The sequence below is a fragment of the Vibrio sp. B172a genome, from assembly GCF_030248355.1.
Lineage (GTDB): Bacteria > Pseudomonadota > Gammaproteobacteria > Enterobacterales > Vibrionaceae > Vibrio > Vibrio owensii.
Genome location: NZ_JAHGAC010000030.1, coordinates 1 through 20,657 on the forward strand (window position 1 = coordinate 1; position 20,657 = coordinate 20,657).

Below are 20,657 nucleotides of genomic sequence, written 5' to 3' on the forward strand. Positions count from 1 at the left end.
AAGGAGCCAATTGGCTCCTTTTCTCTTTCCACTAAACGCGAATATCAGCGCTTAGCTAACACTCTAAGCTTACAGCTTGAAGCGATTGATCTCTTGCTCTAGCTCATGAGAAAGCTCAGACAAATGCGCCGCTTGCTCTGCCGCTTGGTGCGCTTCAACAGAAAGCTCGTTAGACACGTCACGAATGCCTTCAGTGTTACGAGTGATTTCCGTTGTCACAGACGCTTGCTCTTCCGCTGCAGACGCAATTTGCGTTGCCATATCGCTGATACGCTCTACCGCTAAGTGAATTTGAGTAAGGCTCACTGCTGCTGAGTTTGCATCATCAACGCTGGTGTCTGCTAGACGACGACTGTCATCCATAATACCGACCGCTTTCGCTGTTGTGCCTTGTAGCATCTCAATCGTTTCTTGAATCTCTTGAGTAGAAGCATGAGTACGTTGGCTCAGAACACGAACTTCATCCGCCACTACCGCAAAACCACGACCTTGCTCACCCGCACGCGCCGCTTCGATAGCTGCGTTTAGTGCTAGCAGGTTAGTTTGCTCTGCGATGCCTTGGATAGTCGAAAGAATCGTATTAATTGCGTTACCGTGTGCTTCCAGCTCTTGGATCACGTTGGTTGCTACTTGTACTTCTTGCGCTAGGTTTTGGATAGAGCCTTGCGTTTGAGTAACTTGGCCAGAACCGTGAACACATGCTTGAACCGCTTCTTCAGAGCTTGATGCTGTGTTATCTGCGTTGCCTGCAATCTCTTGTGTCGCTGCTGCCATTTCGTTAACAGCCGTCGCGACCATGTTGATTTCGTCTTGCTGGTAAGAAATACGCTGACTACGCTCTTCAGCTTGTTGAGCCGTTGTGCGTGCTTGCTCAGAAAGTGCCGATGATACATGGCTTAACTTGGTTACCATCGTGTGCATATTGCCCACAAAGCGGTTGAAGTTGTCTGCCAGTTTACCGACTTCATCATCACTGCGCGGTTCAAGACGTTGCGTTAGGTCACCTTCACCCGATGCAATCTCTTCAAGCGCTTGTGATACTCGGCCAAGGTCGCGGAACAAGAAGCCCACTAGCCAAGATACGGCCACAATCACCACGATCGTAATCAGTACCGCAGTAATCAGCATTTCACGTAGCAGTTGCGCGTGGCTTGCTTCTTCTGTCGCGCGGTCCATTTCAATCGCAAACATCCAGTTTGTACCAGGTACTTTACTGAAGTAATAAAGCTTGTCTTTGCCCTGAATGGTTGCCGTTTCAATTGAACCCGTGTTTGCTGCACGTTCAATAGAATCTTTCGTAAATTCTTTAGATAGGTCAGTGATTGGCTTAAGCGTTAAACTTTTGTTTGGATGCGCAAGGAAAGTTCCGTCATTCATGTCGATCAGCATTGCATGCGCATTTTCACCCGCATCTAAACTGATAACGTCATTGATCAACTGATCAATCAGAACGTCGGCACCAACAACACCAACAAACTTACCGTTTTTCATTACAGGTTCTGCAATGGTAACCAGTAGCGCGTTAGTGATCGCATCTTGGTAAGCTTCAGTGATGATCTGCTTACCTGCTGCATTTGCATCTTTGTACCAAGGGCGAGTACGAGGATCATAGTCTGCACGGTTACGTTCTGGATGAGAACGGTACATGCCACCTTCCGGAGTACCTAGGAAGATATCGTCAAAGCCCCCCGCTTTGCGCGCTTGTTGTAAGAAAGGCACCACGTCTTGCTCTGTTGAGTAGTCGTTGAAAGCCGTTGCAATGTCTTTGCGAATCGAAACCCAGTCAGAAATACCTTCTGATGCTGCGTTACTTAGGCTTTGTGCGCGTGAATAGACACCTGAACGCGTCTGATCAAACAATTGACCAGCCGACAGCCAAGTCAGTGCTGTTGCCATCACTACAACAGCAGATAGGCTTGCGCCAATTAGCTTTTGTTTTAATGATAATTTCATAATTATTATAAGAGGTTGGGAGAACAGTTAAGGTGGCTGAATATTACACATTTCTGACAAAGTAATCACGAAGATTATTCACAAAATTAAGACAATAACCTGTTGTAAAATAAAGAATTTACTTCGTCATTTTTTTGGCAAGCGTCAGAAAAATCGCACAAAAAAAGCCAGCATTCCGCTGGCTTTTTAACTCGTTAATATCTAACGATATTTATAAATCACATCAATTACTGACGTTCTGTTCTCATGCCCATCAATAGGCTGACACACATTGCAAGCAAAACGAATGTGAATGGTAACGCGGTAGAGATAGCACCAGCCTGCAGCGCTTGAACCGCTTCTGAACCACCAATCCACAATAGTGCAACCGCAATCGCACCTTCCATAAATGCCCAGAATACACGTTGTAGAACTGGCGCATCCACTTTACCACCAGCAGTAATACTGTCGATAACCAGTGAGCCAGAGTCCGATGAAGTGATGAAGAATACCAATACCAACACAACAGCAATGATAGACAGCATGTTACCGAATGGCAGAACATCAAACATTTGGAACATCGCTAGTGATACGTCAGTTAGACCGTTTGCACCTAGCTCACCCACATTGTTGATCACTTGATCGATAGCTAGACCACCGAATACTGACATCCAAATTAGTGTTACCGCTGTAGGAACAATCAGTACTGCCGTGATGAATTCACGAACCGTACGGCCACGAGATACGCGAGCAATGAACATACCTACGAATGGTGACCATGAAATCCACCAAGCCCAGTAGAATACTGTCCAACCTTGGAACCAAGCTTCGTCAGTACGACCAAACGGGTTACTCAGTGGAACCAAGTTTTCTATGTACGCCATGAAGGTTGTAGGAATTGAACCTAAGCTCACTGCCCAACCAATCAAACCCACAAGGATAAGCAGTAGGAATGCAATAACCATGTTGATGTTACTGATGACCTTTACACCACCATCGATACCACGGATTACCGAAACAACCGCAAGTAACGTCACAATCGTAATAACGACGATCTGTAGGCCTAGACCCGGCTCCACACCAAACACGTGGTGAATACCACTCGCTGCTTGTTGCGCACCAAGACCTAGAGACGTTGCAAGACCAAATAGCGTTGCTAGTACTGCAAGGATATCAACAATATGACCAGCCCAACCCCACGCGCGATCGCCCAACAATGGGTAGAAGATCGAACGCATAGAAAGCGGAAGGCCTTTGTTGTAAGTAAAGAAAGCTAATGAAAGTGCTACGACACCGTAGATTGCCCATGGGTGTAGACCCCAGTGGAACATTGTCGCGCCCAGTGCAAGCTTTGCAGCCTCTGGGGTATTGGCTTCAACACCGAGAGGCGTTTCGTACCAACCAGTGAAGTAAGCTACAGGCTCTGCCACACTCCAGAACATCAAACCGATACCCATGCCTGCCGCGAATAACATCGCAAGCCAAGACATGAAAGAGTAATCTGCTACCGCATCTTTACCACCAAGGCGAATCTTACCCATTGGTGACACAATCAAAGCTAAACAGAAGATTACGAAGATGTTGCCTGAAAGGATGAACAGCCAGTCAAATGAGCTAATGATTTTTAGCTTAATGCCATCCAACGCTGTTTTTGCGGTATGTGCATCAAGCACCAACGCCGCGATAAGAAATAGTGCAATGAAACCAGCACTGATACCAAAAACAGGATTATGTACGTCAAAACCCCATTTCTGGACGTTGTCTTGACCAACCGTATAGTCGGTACTGTCGATACTGTACTTATCTATACCTTTTGTCATTGTTCCTCTCTTTTGTGTTCTAGTTTTTCGGCAGCAAACCAAAAATTCATTCGAACACGATACATTTTATTTTCCATGAAAGTGGAAGATCCTACCATTTGAGGCGTTTTTGTCTATCTTTTGCTGATAAAAAATCCAATAACTTACTTTTCAATCAGAAAAATCCACCAAAAAAAGCGAAAACAACCACGACAATAATTAGACCACAAACATTTATTACTATAATAATTCTAGCCGTTACTTTTTTACCCGCCGAATACCCTTAAAAACAATAAGGAGAGCCAAGGCAAATAATTGAAAATTGGTGTTGCGATCCCTAACTAAGCCCTTTTAATAACAACGCTTTTGAGTTAGTGTCGCCTCGTTACATGATCCCTTAATGACTGGATTACGAAATTGGAAAAGTACGAAGAAGTCTTGGTCTCGATTCGTCAGATCATCCGCGCTATTGATTTACATTCAAAGAAGTTGAGCAAAGAGTCTGGTTTGACGGCTCCTCAGCTGATTCTAATGCGTGCTATTAGTGAACTTGATAATGTCACTATCAAGCAATTGTCTAGCCATACCAACATGAGTCAGGCAACGGCTACGACTATCCTTGACCGTTTAGAGCGCAATCAACTTGTCGAACGACGCCGCAGCGTAGAAGACAAGCGTAAAGTTCATGCTGTCTTGACGGAAAAAGGCCAAGAAGCGCTTAAACAAGCTCCGACGCCATTGCAAGAGCACTTCATCAGTCGCTTCCAAAAGCTTGAAGAGTGGGAACAAAGCTTGCTGCTATCTTCTGTTCAGCGCATCTCTACCATGATGAACGCAGAAGACATCGATGTTGCGCCAATGCTTGAACTAGGCAGCATCACTAAACCAGAATAAGCTTCTCTGTGCGCTCATGACTCCCATCCGTGATGAGCGCGTTTGCCCTTCTCTTACTCAATCAACCCTGTTTCAAACGCATATTTCGCTAACTCAGCGGTCGAATGTAAGTCCAGCTTGTGTTTGATGTTGTGACGATGCGTTTCCACCGTTCGATAACTAATATCCAAAAGCGTAGCAATCTTTTTACTACTATTCCCCTGTGCGACTAATTTAAGTACTGCTTCTTCGCGGCGACTCAGTGGATTGGGCTTTTGTGCCGCAGGTACAACATCTTGAGTAAACAGGGTCTGCGTGACAGATTCACAAAAATACGTCGAACCTTGATTCACGGTTTTAATCGCTTGAACCATCTTGTCGGCTGAGATTTCTTTCAACATATAACCGACTGCTCCGGCTTGCATCACCTTCATGATGTATTCGCGATTGTCGTGCATAGTCAGCATCAGAATTTTACTTTCCGGGCGTTCTTCCTTAATCACGCCTGTGGCTTCTATCCCATTCATAATTGGCATGCTGATATCCATTAAGATGACATCCGGGTTGAGCACTTTTGACACTTCAATGGCCTCAAGCCCATTGCTTGCTGTGCCGATCACATCAATGTCAGGTTCCAATTCCAGACGCGCCATAAACCCATCCAGTACAACCTGATGATCGTCCACAATCACCACACTAATTGGTTTATCCATAAACTAATCCATCCAAATCTAACAATACGGTGATTTCCGTCCCCAACCCTGGTTCGCTCATCAATTCAAACTCGCCGCCAATAAACTCCACACGCTCACGCATGTTACGCAGGCCAATCCCTTGGCGGTGTACCGATTGATTGACCATAAAGCCAATACCGTCGTCCCGTATCAGTAATTGCAGCATATTGCCCATTTTTTGCAAAATAACGGTGACCTTTTTTGCCTTGGCGTGTTTTTCAATATTGTTCAACGATTCCTGAGCAACGCGATATAGCGTGGTCGCCACTTCCGATTTCAGCTTAACCTGACCGGTATCGAAATGACTGTCGATGTCCATACCAGAATGGGAATGAAAGTCCTGCAATAACGTAGAAAGCGCCGCCTCTAGGCCGATGTCATCCAAGGCGCTCGGGCGAAGTTGATGGGAGATATGACGCACTTCATTAATTGCGGTGATCAACGAGCGCTGTGATTTGTCGAGGTGGGATTTAAGCTTTTCATCTTCAATACGATGCCCCATCAAATCGAGATGGCATTTACTTGAAACCAACAACTGATTGATACCATCATGCAGCTCTCTCGCTAGGTGCTTTTTCTCATCCTCTTGGAACATCACCGTTTTGTGCGCCAGTTCTTTAAGGTTTTTATCCGCTAAGCGATGTTCATGGAGGTTGATAGCGAGGGTTAAAACAATGATCACGGCGACCGTCACAACCAAAATCACAACTACGGTAAAGAAAGTCGTCTCGATATTCTGATTCACCGCAGCGCGCATGTTGGCAACTTCACGGCTCACATCCTCTATGTACAACCCCGTTCCAATCATCCATTCCCATTTATCAAGCCATGCCGCGTAGCTTAACTTAGGCACGACTTCACCTGTGGAGGGCTTCTGCCAAAGATATTGATGGAAACCGCCGCCAAGTTGAGCTTGATAAAGTAGCGCCTCAATCAGGTGATCGCCGTTTTCATCTTGAATGTGAAGTAAGTTCTGCCCCACGAGATCAGGCAATATCGGATGAACTAGATTCGTGCCGTGTTTATCGTAAGCGAAGAAGTAACCATCTGAGCCATAGCGAAGGCGATTGAGAATGGCTTTTACACGTTCTTTGGCAACATGCTCGTCGATAGTAGAGTCGTTATAGATGTGAGAAATAGCATCGAAAGCCAGATCAACGGTATCTTTCAATGCCACTTCTTTTGATTGGATCAGACTTTGGTGAAAGATCTCCACTTCACGTTGACCCAACGTTTTCGCTTGGTAGATGGAAATCCAACTGATGCTTGCTGACACCAACACCACCGGGATCAATGCCAGCAAGATTAATTTGGCTTTGAGAGGCATCCCTTTCCTCCAATGAAACGCTGATTAGCTTAATAACTAATCAGCTTAACAACTTGTCTCAAAAGGTAAAAACTCTCAGGTCACAAAAACTTCGTTCACCGATGACATCATGGCTTTTATGACATGCCGTAAAAGCCAGGGAAGAACAACAGGGAAGCCAGAACCACGATTTGAATCGCGATAAATGGCATAACGCCTCGATAGATATCACGAGTTGTCACACCCGTTGGTGCTACACCTTTCAAATAGAACAAGCTAAATCCAAATGGTGGTGTGAGGAATGAGGTTTGTAGGTTCATGGCAATCAAAATCGCAAACCACGTCATGTTGATACCCATTAACTCAGCCACAGGCGCAATGATCGGCACGATGATGAAACAGATCTCTACAAAGTCGATAAAGAAACCGAGAATAAGAATCACCAACATGGTAATGATCAAAAAGCCCCACTTCTCGCCTGGAAGCTCTAGCATCCACTCTTCTACCAAGTAGTCGCCGCCCGTGTAGGTAAATGCCATCGAGAATGCCGTTGCACCCAGTAGAATCGCGAAAACCATCGCTGTGACTTTTACCGTCTCTTTTGATGCTTCATACACCATTGACCAGCTGAACTGTTTGTAAAGTAGCGAAAGAACAATCGCACCAGCACCGCCTAGCGCCGCTGATTCGGTCGGAGTGGCAATACCAGCAAAGATAGAACCCAAAACCACAATGATCAGTGCCAAAGGTGGCAAAACGGCTTTGAGCGCAGTAATCACCTCTTCCTTACGGCTGATGGATTCATCACGTTCGATAGGTTGAGCTGCCTCTGGGTTGAGCTTAGCGTAAATCAAAATATAGATAACGTACGCACCAACCAGCATTAAACCCGGCCAAACCGCGGCTTGGAAAAGGTCTCCGACTGGCACCCCCAGCACATCACCAAGAAGAATTAGAACAATAGAAGGCGGAATGATTTGTCCAAGCGTGCCTGAAGCACAAATGGTGCCGCATGCCAAACCTTTGTCGTAGTTGTACTTAAGCATCACTGGCAAAGAGATCAACCCCATTGCCACTACTGATGCACCAACCACGCCCGTCGATGCTGCAAGCAGCGCACCAACCAAAACCGTTGAGATAGCGATACCACCACGAATACCACCAAACAAACGCCCCATCGACTCAAGCAACTGCTCTGCCAATCGGGTCTTTTGTAGAACCAACCCCATGAAGACAAACAGTGGTACTGCCATCAATACCGTGTTTTCCATGATGGATTGAATGCGATATGGCATGAATGCAAACATCTCGATGCCTTCTGCCCATACGCCGAAAATTAATGCAATGCCGCCAAAGGTAAAGGCAACAGGGAAACCGAGTAGTAACGCAAACAGCGCTACAAAAAACATCACTATACCGATCATGTTGACTTCCTTTTACGACTTACCGTTGTTACCGGCATAGATAAGATGAGGGTTAACAATTTTATTGATCGAATGAAGCAGTAAGCCCATACCACTGATCGCCATAAACAAGAATGAGAGTGGAATCATGGCTTTTATGATCCATCGATATGGTAAACCACCAGGGTCTCCAGACGTTTCTCCGAGAGCGAAACTCTCTTTGGCAAAATCGATACCGAACCAAGCAACCAATAAGCAGAATGGGAATAGAAAAAGTAACGTGCCCAAGATATCGATGATGGATTGTGCTTTATAGGATAAACGCTCATAGAAAATGTCGACTCGAACGTGACCACCGGATTTAATCGCGTATGGCACACCCAATAAAAATACAGCGGAAAATAGATGCCACTCCATTTCTTGGAAGGCAATGGATACGTCATTAAACACGTAGCGCATAACAACGTCGTACACCACGTTCGCTAATAACAAAATGAATAGGATGCTGGATAACCACCCCAGAAAATCACCAAAGCGGTTAAAGATTCGCTCAATATAAATAAGGCTTCTCATTCCGAACTCCATGGAACGTGTGGGATTGGCTCCGCTGGTTCGCGGAGCACTTGTTATAGTCTTCTCTAAGAGAAGTTTTTCTTGGGCTTCTTTTGCTGGCTAAATCGCTTGAGCTAGCCAGCAGTCGAAGTTATTGCTGGGCTTGGCTGTTTAGGTAAGCTCGGTGTGAGATATCAGACCAAGGACGCACTTGCTCGATGTAGCTTGCTTGAGATTCTTGAATCTCTTTCGCTAGCGCATCTTTTTCCGCGTGCTGTTTAAGTAGACGTTCGTTCGCTTCACGTAGCGCTGAAATAACCTCAGGCGGGAAGTCTTTTACTTGAACATCAGGGTATTCTGATTGAATTGAAGCCCAGTTCTTACCACTCTCGTGCTTAGACTGAGTGTACATGTCGTACGCGGCTGCTTTCATCGCAACTTGAAGGATCGCTTTCAGGTCATCTGGTAGACGTTCCCAAGTACGCTTGTTCACTAGGAACTGCAGCTCAGTACCCGGCTCATGCCAACCTGTGTAGTAGTAAGGTGCAATTTTGTGGAAACCCATACGTAAATCAAGAGAAGGACCTACCCACTCCAATGCATCAATCGTACGACGCTCAAGCGAGGTGTATAGTTCACCCGGTGCAATGTTAGTTGGCTTCGCACCTAGCTCAGCAAGAATTTCACCTGCAAAGCCTGGGATACGCATTTTCAGACCTTGTAGGTCATCGACTGATTTGATTTCTTTCTGGAACCAGCCACCCATTTGGGTATCCGTGTTACCACCAGGGAAAGATAGTAGGTTGTGCGGAGAGTAAACTTTTTCCATCAACTCCATACCGCCACCGTAGTAGAACCATGCGTATTGTTCTGTTGGCAACATACCGAAAGGCATAGAGGTAAAGTAAAGGGTGTTTGGTACTTTGCCTTTCCAGTAGTAAGACGCCGAGTGACCCATGTCGTATTGACCGGATTTCACCATATCAAACACACCAAGTGGTGCTTTGTGTTTGTTCGCAGAGTCAATGCGGATTTGTAAGCGTCCGTTTGACATTTCTTCCGCCATTTTTGCCATGTTCTTTGTTGCGTCACCAAAGATAGGGAAATTTGGCCCCCACGTCTCCGCTAGTTTGAGGCGGTATACTTTGTCATCAGCAGCATGAGCAGAAGTTGCTACGAATGCCATCGTCGCGACCATTGCTGTCGCCTTGAGCACTCGTTTAAGAGATTTTTGGATAAGACTCATCGTTCACGTCCTTTGTCACCAAGGTTATTGTTGTCATCCATTACATAAGGATTCGCTATAGAAGATGGGACATTACATGGAAGTAAGAAATGGGCATGAACACGCAACAAAAATGCACTTAAACGCGAGCCTTAGCCATTAGTATTACGTGGTTATACGTAGTCTTTTTAATATCAAATTACAGGAATTTTTATTATTCAGATAGTTAACAAACAAGCCGTCACATCAAAATCTTATAAAGCACGTACGTAGTTGACTGCGAAAGAATTTACACAGTATTTAATAAAATGTGACAAATGACGGAATTGTATAGTTAGAATACTCAGTTAGAAATGAGTGAAAAGCGTTTTTCGGGCAAAAAAATACCCCGACTGGAGTCGAGGTATTCAATTAAGAAACAGAATTACAGCGGTAATTAAACTGCTTTATAGATAACTTTGTTACCTGCTAACTGCTCTTTTTGAACTAGGTTTTCTTCAAGAAGCTTCTTCAGTGCGCCAGTAGCCCATGATGCCGCTTTAGTGTCTTCTTGACCTGCAGCTAGACCAATACCTTTAGGGTTGATACCTTCAGCATTTGCTACAACGATATCTAGAACTTGTTGTTGCTTAGGAGTTAGTGCAACCTCAACAGTTTTCGCTGCAGCTACTTTCTTCTCAGCTACTGCTTTCTCAGCAACAGGTTTTGCCGCTTTTGGTGCCGCAGCTACGTTTGCTACTGTCGCTTTAATGCGTTTTTGCAGTTTCATCTGCACTTTACGCTTATGAGCAAGTCTCATTGAATATTTCTCCAGTTCACTGCATCTCAGCAGGGATGAAAATTTGAAGCGCGTTTTATACCAAAATTCATCAGCGATTTGTAGGTTTTAGCGGCGAAACGCGATGAAAAATGCGCTCACTGCATAGAACGTCTACTATTTAATCAGATAAATTGTGAACGGATTTATTGAATACTGGGTATAAAAACAGAGGTTCTTTGTTCTTGATAGGCAAATAAGTGAATATCGAGAAACATGTGTCTCAACGCCATTGTTCATTGAGGTTGAAAGCATGGAAACGCTGCATCTAAGTAACTCACATTTCAAATCCGACTCCCCCATCAACAAACTGATTATGTTTATGGTCGTCACCATCACCATGTTTCTGGTTTTGATTGCGCCGGGATGGAAACAAGCGATGCTGTCGGTCGTACTGATGGCCATCATCGTTGGTTTCGCCATCATCATGATAAAAAAGAGCCAAGTCTCCTTCACCCTCACCGCCTCTCACTTTCAACAACACCTCTTTAAAGGCGGCTGGGTGGTACGCTGGAAAGACATCGACTCCATAGGCATTTGCACATACGAGCAAGAAGGCTGGCACCAACCCCTTCCTTGGATAGGAATTCGGTTGAAGCATTACTCCCCTTATCTCAACGCGATTTGTCCACGTATCGCGACAGAAATCTTGCTTGGGCAAAGGGCCCTGCTTTATTTAGGAGCAAGACAAAATAATTGCGAAACAAAGTTTGAAGACATGGTGTTAGACCCCGCTCCTTACATCAATAAAGAAGGGATGCACTATGAGGGCCTACAAGCAATGCTAGCGAACAGAATGAAATATCAAAGACGATTTTATGGCTACGACGTGTTTATCTCAGCCAGTGATTTGGATAGAGAAGCGGAAGAGTTTGTGGGATTGGCTCGACGTTACCTAGCGGCCGCCGAGCCAGATGCTTAATTCAGAAACGCTTTAGTAAAGCGGCATTTCGTCAGCAACGAATGGGTTAGTTTTGCGCTCGTGGCCAAATGTCGACTGTGGACCATGACCTGGTACGAAAGTAACATCGTTGCCAAGCGGCCATAACTTCTCTTTGATTGAGCCAATCAGCGTGTTGAAATCACCTTGTGGGAAATCTGTACGACCAACGCTACCGTTAAACAGAACGTCGCCGACAAACGCCAAGCGTGCTTCTTCGCTGTAAAGCACTACGTGACCCGGCGTATGGCCTGGAGTGTGAATCACGTTTAGGGTTTGATTACCAAAAGTGACCTTGTCACCTTCATTTAGCCACTGATGCGGTTCAAACGCTTCAGTCAGTGGGAAACCAAACATTTGGCTTTGGCCTTCTAAACCTTGCAACCAGAAGTTATCTGCCTTGTGAGGGCCAACAATCTCAGTACCACCAAGCAGTGCAGACAGCGGCTCTGTACCACCAACGTGGTCTAAGTGGCCGTGTGTTAGCACTAGGTTTACTACTTCAACACCCAGTTCTTTGATCAGCATTGCGAGTTGCTTTTCATCACCACCTGGATCAACCACAATGCCCTTCATGGTTTCGTCACACCAGACGATAGAACAGTTTTGAGAGAAAGATGTTACTGGAACAACTTGGTATTTCAGAGCCATAGATAACCTATACCGAATAAATTTGCATGAAAACTGCCGCAACTATGACACTAAGCCCTAGTGACTTCAAGCTTTGTACCATGGGTAATAGGCGACGTTCTGAGACGAGAAACCCTGTCTCAACTTGGCACTACCAAGAACGAACAGCACCCGTATCGATATGAACAAAGTTACTGCGCGGATAATAACCCACTCCACCGGCTTTTAGGCTCAATGCCGCATCTCGAACCGTTGAAAGCTTCACGCCATCTAAACGGAAATCAATGGCCTTTCCTTCCATGTGCATGCTCTTTTTCGCCACACCTGAAGAACCATTACGCAATGATGCGTTAGTCAATGGAGAGCGGTAGCCAGAGATCACAATCACCTCGGCTTCCGTACCAATCAACTTTTGGATTTGACTGATCTGATCGAACAGACGTCGATCCATTGGATGAACTTCATTACGGCGATGATCACGACAAAACTGATCAAGACGCTTCAGTTCTTCGTCGACATAATTTGTCCCATTGAAGTAGCACGACTCCAACAGCTCACCAGTATTGAGGTTATTCATCGCGAGAACACGAGGTTCATCAGGCAGAGATGCCCAAGACATGCTTGGCATTGCTGAAGCAACAACGACACCACCAGCGGTCATTTTAAGAAAATCACGACGGGAGAAATTACGACTTACCATGAAAATACTGCTCAATTACTGTACGAGCAGCGGACATTACCGAAACCAATTTAACGCGTCAAATGCATAAATCGGTCCGGCTTGTCGTTTTTAGGCTGGTTTTTCTGTTTACTTATTGAACAGAAAACAGATTTTATGAATTGTAAATTTTTTTAAATTGAGAACGAATCTCACCCTTGATCATCGTATTGATAAATATCATCACGGTAGTACAAGGTGCCCTCTTCTAACCATGCGGTTTGATAGATGATATGCACTTGAATTCGTTCACTAAGTGGTACAGAGGTGTTAGAGCGACGACCATTTTGACGCTTCTTCGCTAGCCTTTCTTCCAGACCTTGAGTCTTGAAGAGTAACTCCGCCAATTGGTCAGCATGTTCGACACGAACGCAACCAGAACTGAACGCTCGACGATCCTGATTGAACAGGTTTTTACTTGGTGTGTCGTGCAAGTAGATCGCTTGTGGGTTCGGCATGTTGAACTTATACAGACCCAAAGCATTGTGTGAACCAGATGATTGTCTCATACGATATGGGAAAGTTCTTGGGTTAACGGTTGCCCAGTTGATGGTTGTTGGATCAATGATCTCGCGCGATGTCCAAGAGCGAATAATCTGGATGTTGTGTTGCATCAGATACATCGGATTGCGTTTCACCTTTGGAATGATGTCTTTCACCATGATCTTCCACGGCACATTCCAAGTAGGGTTTAAGATCACTGAGTCCAATGTACCTGTCATGATTGGCGTCTTACGTGATGCTTTCCCTACAACGACTTTAGATTCAAACAACGGCTGTCCATCATGCCAATAAGTCACTTCATATCCGGGAACGTTAACGAACACCACGTTGTCTCGCTCTTTTGCCCAAATACGAGAACGTTCTGCGTTCAAGGCTAATGAGTGCAAACGTTGCTGTGGTGAGAAGTTAATCCAACGAATCGTATTGGGACCGATGATGCCGTCTTGTTTCAAGCCATGAATACGTTGGAACTCCATCACCGCTAACTCTAGGTTTTCATCGTAGAGTGTGGTTTCCGTCTCCAAATGCCCAACATCAACACCTACAATCTGCATTCGAGCAATCATACTGGCTTTATCAAACAACTCATCCCCAACTCGGGCTAAGCGTTGATCTTGTTGATAAAGAGGGAACTCAAACTTGGCGTAAGTCGACAAAGATGCATATGCAGTATTGAACGATTCGTCCATTTGCAAAGGTGAGCGCAACTCAGCAAGGAACTCGTCTAACTTTCCGACTGTGATTTCATTACTCAGTAACGAGAGCGTCTCAATACTCGGCGCAGGGAAGCTAACATTACCTTTGTTCGCAAATAACCAATTGATGCCCTCTTCTGGAACCTGCTCTAGATACGAAAGATACATGAGTAATGAGTCACTCATTACAAGATCGAAATCAAGCTTGTCGCCTTGTTCACGCACTTGTTCTATGCGGCGCAGTTGGTTGTCAAACTCTTGAGTCACATCTGCTAAAGCAACGAGCTTAAGCTGAAAAAGGAGTTGTTCTACATCGCTTTCGTTTTCCCAGTTCAAGCGATAATTAGTGCTTTGATACAGTTGATCAATTACATCTGGGTAATGGATCATTTTTTCTACAGACAGCTGATCAACCGCCCCCTCTTGCTCTGTTTGTGCAGAAGCATCGAGAGAAACTACTGTTGAAAAGCTGCAAAACGGCACCAAAAGTGCCGTTATCATTAGGAGTCTAGCAATCACTGAAACGATCCTTCCGTTACATGCCATAAAAAAAGTATGGCAAATATCTCACGGGTTGCAGCTTTAAAATTAAGAATCTGAAGACGAAAACGACAACAAAATTCTCAATAAGTGCTTACTCGATGATCTTTCTAGATAATTCTCGACCAATGGTTATCCCATTGCACACCGCTTGCGAAGGTATTTTTTGACTCTTCAGGCCTTTGCTCTACCACTTTTCCCGCGCCAGAACTGACTCGGAATTCATCACCGTAGATCACAACACCAGAGGCGTCTGGTAACGCACTTAGCTCTACCAATTTGCCAGTAGATTTAGACCATATACCATAACAACTGCCCGGAGGCGAAGTGGCTAAGATCCATTCATCGGTTGCTGCAATACTCGCAACGTAGTGATTGAAACGCGCCCACTCTTCAGGTTCAGCTTGAAGATCTTGCATTTCACCACCACGCGTGTGCATGGCGATCAGGGCTGGATACTCGTCCGGCTCACCACGATATTGCTGACCACAAAGCACGGTTTCCGCTCCATCATGGGCTAAGTGGCGAATACTCAACTTATGATCCGGTAAAGACACTTGATCCAGTAGCTCACCTTCCTGTGATAGGTAACTCAGGCTCGGCCTCATGCTATCAAGATTGAGAGGTTCACGGCCGTTGGTGTGTACACCACCGACACCAATCGCTAGTGCGCCATCAGGCATCATGATCACTTCATGAGGGCCAAGGCCAAAACCCGTTAACTCATCGATTTTTTGATATTGCTTCTGCACATCATAAACACCAATGATCCCACGACTTGTCCCCCTCTCCCCTTCAGTGGCAAATAGCAACGTGCCATCATGGGAGTAAACGCCATGCCCATAGAAATGGCGGTTTGGTTTTGCTAGCTGCAGTTTGATCATCTGCTCTGAGCGATAATCAAACACCATGAAGAAAGTACCTGGTCGACGACCAAAGACTACGGCGTGGCCTTGTTGGTTTGTTGCCACACCGTGACCACGCTCAGGAATCGGCAATGAAGATAGCGGTATACCATGCTCATCTGCCACCACCGCGGCGTATTTATCTCGGCCAATGATTGAGCAGCCGATCAACGCAGGCTCACGTGAGCTTGTTGAAGCACAACCAAATGGCATCATAGGTGTAGCCGCCCCGAATAGAGCGGCTTTCAGTAAGTTTCGGCGGGTTTGATCAGTCACCATCGGTTGCATTAAATCCTATAACCACACCAAGCTCGATCGCCACTTCTTCGTGAATCAGGTACTTCAATTGCTCTAGCTTATTGTATTGAGCAAGCACCATGCGATAGCCTTCTTTTGTTTGTAGTGCAGCAAACAAGCTCTTATCTTCTGGCCAAGTTTCTAACGTCATTTCAAATTGATGAACAACACGGTCTGCGAGATCTGCATGGCCTTGCTCTCTAAGTAGCGCATCTAGACCATTTCCGTTAGCAAAGTACAACGCTTCCATCCCTTGAAGGTTGGCTTTTAGGTTTGAAAGCGAGGTCTCTGAACGCCACGATTCTGAGAAATACGGGCGAGGCTTACCAATCTTCGCTAGCGGTCGGCTCAACTTCTTCATGCTATATTCAAGCTGATTCGAAAGCAGTGAAATGTACTCAGATTCCCATTCCGTCATCTCCAGCGATTTCCAAGGGTTCTCTGCCCAAGAATCCGCGATGATCTGCGCTTTATTATCGAGGTTTTCTGCAATCGAAACGCCTGTCGCACAGGTATTACTGTTGCTAGATAAGGTCGACGCTTTATCGTAAAGCAGCCATTCCAATGCCCCTAAACCTTGCACGGTGACACTTTGGGTTGAGATATCTTCTGCACTCCAAGCTTGATCAGATTTCGTCAATACAGACATTTTACGACCAGTGGTGTTCTTTTTATCTGGCCAAAACTGAACATTCCAGCTTTGCTCCAATGCCGTAGCAGGGCCACGTTCTTGACCTTGTAATGCCATCCACGAAAGCATCGTTTGATGCCATTGCTGTTTTACTTGTGCATCATCTTTCGACTCTGATGCGCAGTAATCTGCGAAGCGTTGTTCAAGTTCTGTGGTTTGCGCTAAAAACGTCTGAGCTGATTGAAACTCAACCTCGTACACGCTTTGAGAAATATGACTTGTACTCTCAGGCTTGGCTGAGCTCGAACCGGCGGTCGATTGGCAACCAACCAAACTTAACGTTGCGGCAATCGCACTCACTAATAGTGTTTTTTTCATGGTTGCTTCCTTATAGAGAATTCAGAAACGCAATCAATGCGTCACGTTCTTTTTTGTTCAGTGCTAAGACGTTTTGTTTAGCTGTCTCCGCTTCGCCGCCGTGCCACAACACCGCTTCCATCAGGTTACGAGCGCGGCCATCATGTAAAAAGTAAGTGTGTCCGTTTACTTCTTCGGTATAACCAATGCCCCACAACGGTGCCGTTCGCCATTCACGGCCGTTTGCTAGGTATTCCGGACGGTTATCGGCCAAGCCTTCACCCATGTCATGCAAAAGCATATCTGTGTATGGGTGGATAAGCTGCTCAGAAAGCGCCGGCAACTCTGGTCGTTTCGCCGTTTTAACACTGGTCTTATGGCAACTTTCACAGCCAGACGCAGCAAAGATTTGCTGACCTAGTTTCACGCTAGGATCATTGATGTTACGGCGAATAGGTACGGCTAAGTGCTGGCTGTAAAACTCAACGAAGTCGAGAATATTTTCACTCACTTCTGGTTTGCCGCCATTTGGCATGTCGTCACAAATGCTTTGTTTCGAGGTGCAGTTTTCGTTCGGGAATAAATGGCTCGTAAGACCCACATCACCATTGAATGCCGCCGCATTTTGCTGCATTAGCGTCGGCTGTCCGGCTTTCCATCCAAAGCGACCAATCGAGAAATCGTCCTTCTCAATATCCCACACCTTATTTACTTTGCCTGAGATACCATCTTTGTTGGCATCTTGTTCATCGGCCCAAGCGAGTAGCGTTTCGTCGGGAATACTCTCCAACAAACCAAGGCCGATCATTGGCGGTGCCACACGTGCTGAAAACTCGGTATCTGGGTGCATATCGCCGTACCCCAGATCGGTAATGTTTAAATGAGGTTTTCTTAGTGTCACCGCCGTACCGTCTTTAAATTTCACTGGCACATCGGTGTAAGTGATTTCGATTTTGCCTTCTGGCGTTTGATCTTGCAGGGCGAAATCTTGAAGCTGGCCACCATAAGTCGGCTCAGGTATGCCGCCATCTTTGATGTAGGCTTTCTTTTGTTCTGGCGTCATCGCAGGAATGCTCAAGCGCACTAACATAGACACGGCATGTAAATCATCTTTCTCTGGCGGATGACCACGGCCATCTTTGATGTGGCAGTTCTGACAACCATTGGTATTAAAAAGCGGGCCTAGGCCATCACGAGCGTCCGTTGACGCTGGCGCTTGTACCCAAGGGTTGCGAAAAAAGCTGTTACCCACACTGAAATCGAGGCGCTTGCTCATCGGCAGGTTGGCAGCAGGAAGAGAATAGGCATTCGCGCCATCTTTTTTAACACTGGTTTTGCCACCAGACTTAACATCGTAAGCCATGGCAGAAGAAGAAAGGATCGCGGCTAGCGCAGAAATTAGGTATGGCTTCATATCATTGCTCTACATATACAACAAGGGTGATAACAACGAGCTCAAACGGCAAAAGGGCTCACAAAGAGCCCTTATTTATTATGGTTTTCTTATTAAAACTCGTGGTCAGCAGTATCTGGGCTTAGGCTGTCGATGCCGACAATGTTTGCCGCTCGCTCAATCGCACCAGTTTGCGCCACCAACGACATGATGGTGTCGTTTACTAGCGCGTTGCCTTGTGCGTTACCCGCCGCAATAAGTTGGTCAAAGTGCTGGTTGTTCTTCTCTGCAGAAGTCACTAGCTCACCAACTTGGCTACGTGTTGTATCAAACTGCTTTTGAATTTCGGTCGCTGCCTTCTTGTCTTTTTGAGCAACAAGGTCAGCGATACTTGGACCAGATAGCTCTTTGCCGTTTACGCCTTTGTATGTACCTGTGTAAACGTTGTAGATGCCTTGCTCATTGTAGTAGTGAGAGTTGTGCGTGTTGTCTGAGAAACAATCGTGCTCGTCTTCAGTTGAGTTCGCTTCTAGTGCCACCTTCATGCGCTCACCCGCTAGCTCACCTAGAGAAAGAGAACCCATGCCGAATAGCATCTTACGAAGACCATTATCAGCAGATTCGTTCAATAGCTCTTCACGGTAGTTGCCCTTCACTTCAGCAGACCACTGCTTTTCCATCCACTCTAGGTCTTGAACTAGTAGATCCGCAGCCGCTTTTAGGTACTCACCACGACGATCACAATGACCATTTGTACACTCAGAACCGACAACGAAATCAGTGTAAGCACGTTGACCTGCACCCGCGTTAGTGCCGTTTAGGTCTTGACCCCAAAGCAAGAATTCAATCGCGTGGTAACCTGACGCAACGTTTGCCTCAGAACCGCCTACTTCGTTTAGATCCGCTAGCAATTCTGGCGTAATTTTTGAAACGTCCAGTTTAGAAGCACCAATCTGTAAGCTAGTGTTTGCGATGATGTTTGCAGCCGCACCTTCGTTACCCAGTTCGTACTGGTAATCCGCTGCTACGTAGTCGATCAGACCTTCATCAAGTGGCCATGCATTCAGCTGACCTTCCCAATCGTCAACAATCGCGTTGCCAAAACGGAAAACTTCAGACTGTTGGTAAGGAACGCGAGAATCTAGCCAAGCTTGTTTTACTTCTTCAAGCTTTTTCGCTGATGGTGATTTTAGGAATTCGTCGATTTTTACATCCAGCGCTTTCGCTGTTGTTACTGAATCAGCAAACACAGCATGGGCAACGTCCGCGTAATGTTCGACAACTTGTTGTTTAGTTACTGTAGCAGCAACGGTAGAACCACTGGCAATGAGGAGTGATGCAGCAATAGATTGGACTAAAACTTTTTTTGCATTCATCTGAAGCATCCTTGTTGAGCATTTTAATTATCGTATTGGTAGTGCTAATTATTCTTATTTGCACTTTAGTCCCGAGATAATACAAATTTACAATTTATTTGCAACTCCAGATACAAAAAAAGCCTCATAATAATGAGGCTTTTCATATGCTTTATTGTCAATTTTATCTTTATAATTAAACCTTTAGGTTATGTTTCCCGTGAGAAACTTTTGCCTTCAGGTAATTTTCATTGCCATCTTTGATGTGCGCAGAAGTGTTGACAACTTCTGAAATTTCGATTCCGTATTCCGATAACTCACGGATCTTCTTAGGATTATTCGTTACCAAACGAATCTTGCTAACCCCCAGTGCTTCTAGCATTTGTGCTGCTTCTGTGAAGTCACGCAGGTCATCATCGAAACCCAAATGATTATTCGCTTCGTAGGTATTCATGCCTTGGCTTTGCAAGCGGTAAGCATCAATCTTGTTGTATAGACCAATACCGCGCCCTTCTTGGCGAAGGTAAAGGATGATGCCACCTGATTCGCCCATACGATTAATGGTCTCTTCTAGTTGCTCACCACAGTCACAGCGTGAAGAGTGGAACACATCGCCAGTCAAACACTCAGAATGCATGCGAACTAATGGCATGTCCTGAGTTTGGTCTGCTTGTTTGAAGATAATCGCAACATGCTCTTTATCTGTCTTCAGACCATGGAAAGACAGGATTTCGGCATCAATGTTACTTTTAGCCCCGACTTTAAAATCTACTCTGGCACGTACTTCCGCCATATCTACACTCACTCGATTTATTGCTTGATGCATTTTCGTTATCGCATTCATGGGATTGCTCTCATTTGCTCTTCAACTATGGGGATTGATACCGCATTTTTCAATGTTGAGATCACAAAGAACCCTATTCTTATTCATGACAAGCTAGGAAATCCTGTTCGGACACTTCCCGCTAGCCGACTTTACAAATGTTATAATATAACATTTATGATTAACTACAATAAAAAACCCCAGACAAATTTGCCTGGGGTTTCGAAA

Annotated in this window: 18 protein-coding genes; 2 read left to right on the forward strand and 16 right to left on the reverse strand. The window is 45.4% G+C overall.

Annotated elements, in window-relative coordinates:
- Positions 1-69: 69 nt before the first annotated feature.
- Together KIT90_RS23280 and KIT90_RS23285 are read right to left on the reverse strand one after the other, a co-directional pair.
- Positions 70-1,953 (reverse strand): methyl-accepting chemotaxis protein, encoded by a 1,884-nt coding sequence (locus KIT90_RS23280; RefSeq protein WP_285378988.1) that lies wholly within the window; start codon positions 1,951-1,953, stop codon positions 70-72.
- Between the two features lie 227 nt (positions 1,954-2,180).
- Positions 2,181-3,752: a BCCT family transporter gene (locus tag KIT90_RS23285; protein WP_005438862.1), complete on the reverse strand. Its 1,572-nt coding sequence runs from the start codon at positions 3,750-3,752 to the stop codon at positions 2,181-2,183.
- A 396-nt stretch (positions 3,753-4,148) separates the two neighbouring features.
- Here KIT90_RS23285 and cosR point away from each other — a divergent pair, with 396 nt between their 5' ends.
- Positions 4,149-4,625, forward strand: coding sequence for a MarR family transcriptional regulator CosR (cosR, locus tag KIT90_RS23290; protein ID WP_005438864.1), 477 nt, complete (start codon positions 4,149-4,151; stop codon positions 4,623-4,625).
- A 53-nt stretch (positions 4,626-4,678) separates the two neighbouring features.
- On the opposite strand, the gene KIT90_RS23295 is transcribed toward cosR, so the two are convergent.
- The 6 genes from KIT90_RS23295 to KIT90_RS23320 form a co-directional block, all read right to left on the reverse strand.
- The gene (locus KIT90_RS23295) at positions 4,679-5,317 is read right to left on the reverse strand and encodes a response regulator transcription factor (RefSeq protein WP_009706881.1); all 639 of its coding nucleotides are present in this window, start codon (positions 5,315-5,317) and stop codon (positions 4,679-4,681) included.
- Entirely contained in the window at positions 5,310-6,665 is a 1,356-nt protein-coding gene (locus tag KIT90_RS23300; protein ID WP_005438868.1) for a cache domain-containing protein, read from the reverse strand. The genes KIT90_RS23295 and KIT90_RS23300 overlap by 8 nt, the downstream gene beginning before the upstream one ends.
- A gap of 116 nt (positions 6,666-6,781) precedes the next feature.
- Positions 6,782-8,068 (reverse strand): TRAP transporter large permease subunit, encoded by a 1,287-nt coding sequence (locus KIT90_RS23305; RefSeq protein WP_005438870.1) that lies wholly within the window; start codon positions 8,066-8,068, stop codon positions 6,782-6,784.
- A 12-nt stretch (positions 8,069-8,080) separates the two neighbouring features.
- Positions 8,081-8,620 (reverse strand): TRAP transporter small permease subunit, encoded by a 540-nt coding sequence (locus KIT90_RS23310; RefSeq protein WP_039838931.1) that lies wholly within the window; start codon positions 8,618-8,620, stop codon positions 8,081-8,083.
- 130 nt (positions 8,621-8,750) lie between these two features.
- Positions 8,751-9,845 (reverse strand): TRAP transporter substrate-binding protein, encoded by a 1,095-nt coding sequence (locus KIT90_RS23315; protein WP_020196510.1) that lies wholly within the window; start codon positions 9,843-9,845, stop codon positions 8,751-8,753.
- Positions 9,846-10,260: 415 nt separating this feature from the next.
- Positions 10,261-10,623, reverse strand: a complete 363-nt coding sequence (locus KIT90_RS23320; protein WP_005438876.1) for a hypothetical protein — start codon at positions 10,621-10,623, stop codon at positions 10,261-10,263.
- A 271-nt stretch (positions 10,624-10,894) separates the two neighbouring features.
- Between KIT90_RS23320 and KIT90_RS23325 the strand changes: the two genes are divergently transcribed.
- Positions 10,895-11,563, forward strand: coding sequence for a DUF2982 domain-containing protein (locus KIT90_RS23325; RefSeq protein WP_039838926.1), 669 nt, complete (start codon positions 10,895-10,897; stop codon positions 11,561-11,563).
- A gap of 12 nt (positions 11,564-11,575) precedes the next feature.
- Here KIT90_RS23325 and KIT90_RS23330 read toward each other — a convergent pair whose 3' ends face one another.
- From KIT90_RS23330 to ribA, 8 genes are all read right to left on the reverse strand, one after another.
- A complete protein-coding gene (locus KIT90_RS23330; protein WP_258489195.1) occupies positions 11,576-12,232 on the reverse strand; it encodes an MBL fold metallo-hydrolase in 657 nt (218 codons plus the stop codon).
- A gap of 130 nt (positions 12,233-12,362) precedes the next feature.
- Positions 12,363-12,911: a DUF882 domain-containing protein gene (locus KIT90_RS23335; protein WP_038895173.1), complete on the reverse strand. Its 549-nt coding sequence runs from the start codon at positions 12,909-12,911 to the stop codon at positions 12,363-12,365.
- Positions 12,912-13,081: 170 nt separating this feature from the next.
- On the reverse strand, positions 13,082-14,674 hold the full coding sequence (locus KIT90_RS23340) for a murein L,D-transpeptidase (RefSeq protein ID WP_285378997.1): 1,593 nt from the start codon (positions 14,672-14,674) through the stop codon (positions 13,082-13,084).
- A 104-nt stretch (positions 14,675-14,778) separates the two neighbouring features.
- Positions 14,779-15,861: a DUF1513 domain-containing protein gene (locus tag KIT90_RS23345; RefSeq protein ID WP_032802897.1), complete on the reverse strand. Its 1,083-nt coding sequence runs from the start codon at positions 15,859-15,861 to the stop codon at positions 14,779-14,781.
- Entirely contained in the window at positions 15,842-16,879 is a 1,038-nt protein-coding gene (locus KIT90_RS23350; protein WP_285379000.1) for an imelysin family protein, read from the reverse strand. Before KIT90_RS23350 ends, KIT90_RS23345 begins: the two co-directional genes overlap by 20 nt.
- A 10-nt stretch (positions 16,880-16,889) precedes the next feature.
- The gene (locus KIT90_RS23355) at positions 16,890-18,272 is read right to left on the reverse strand and encodes a di-heme oxidoredictase family protein (protein ID WP_285379001.1); all 1,383 of its coding nucleotides are present in this window, start codon (positions 18,270-18,272) and stop codon (positions 16,890-16,892) included.
- A gap of 92 nt (positions 18,273-18,364) precedes the next feature.
- Positions 18,365-19,627 (reverse strand): imelysin family protein, encoded by a 1,263-nt coding sequence (locus KIT90_RS23360; protein WP_020196502.1) that lies wholly within the window; start codon positions 19,625-19,627, stop codon positions 18,365-18,367.
- Between the two features lie 175 nt (positions 19,628-19,802).
- Complete coding sequence (gene ribA, locus KIT90_RS23365) at positions 19,803-20,450, reverse strand: GTP cyclohydrolase II (RefSeq protein ID WP_171371056.1); 648 nt, start codon at positions 20,448-20,450, stop codon at positions 19,803-19,805.
- Positions 20,451-20,657: the final 207 nt, after the last annotated feature.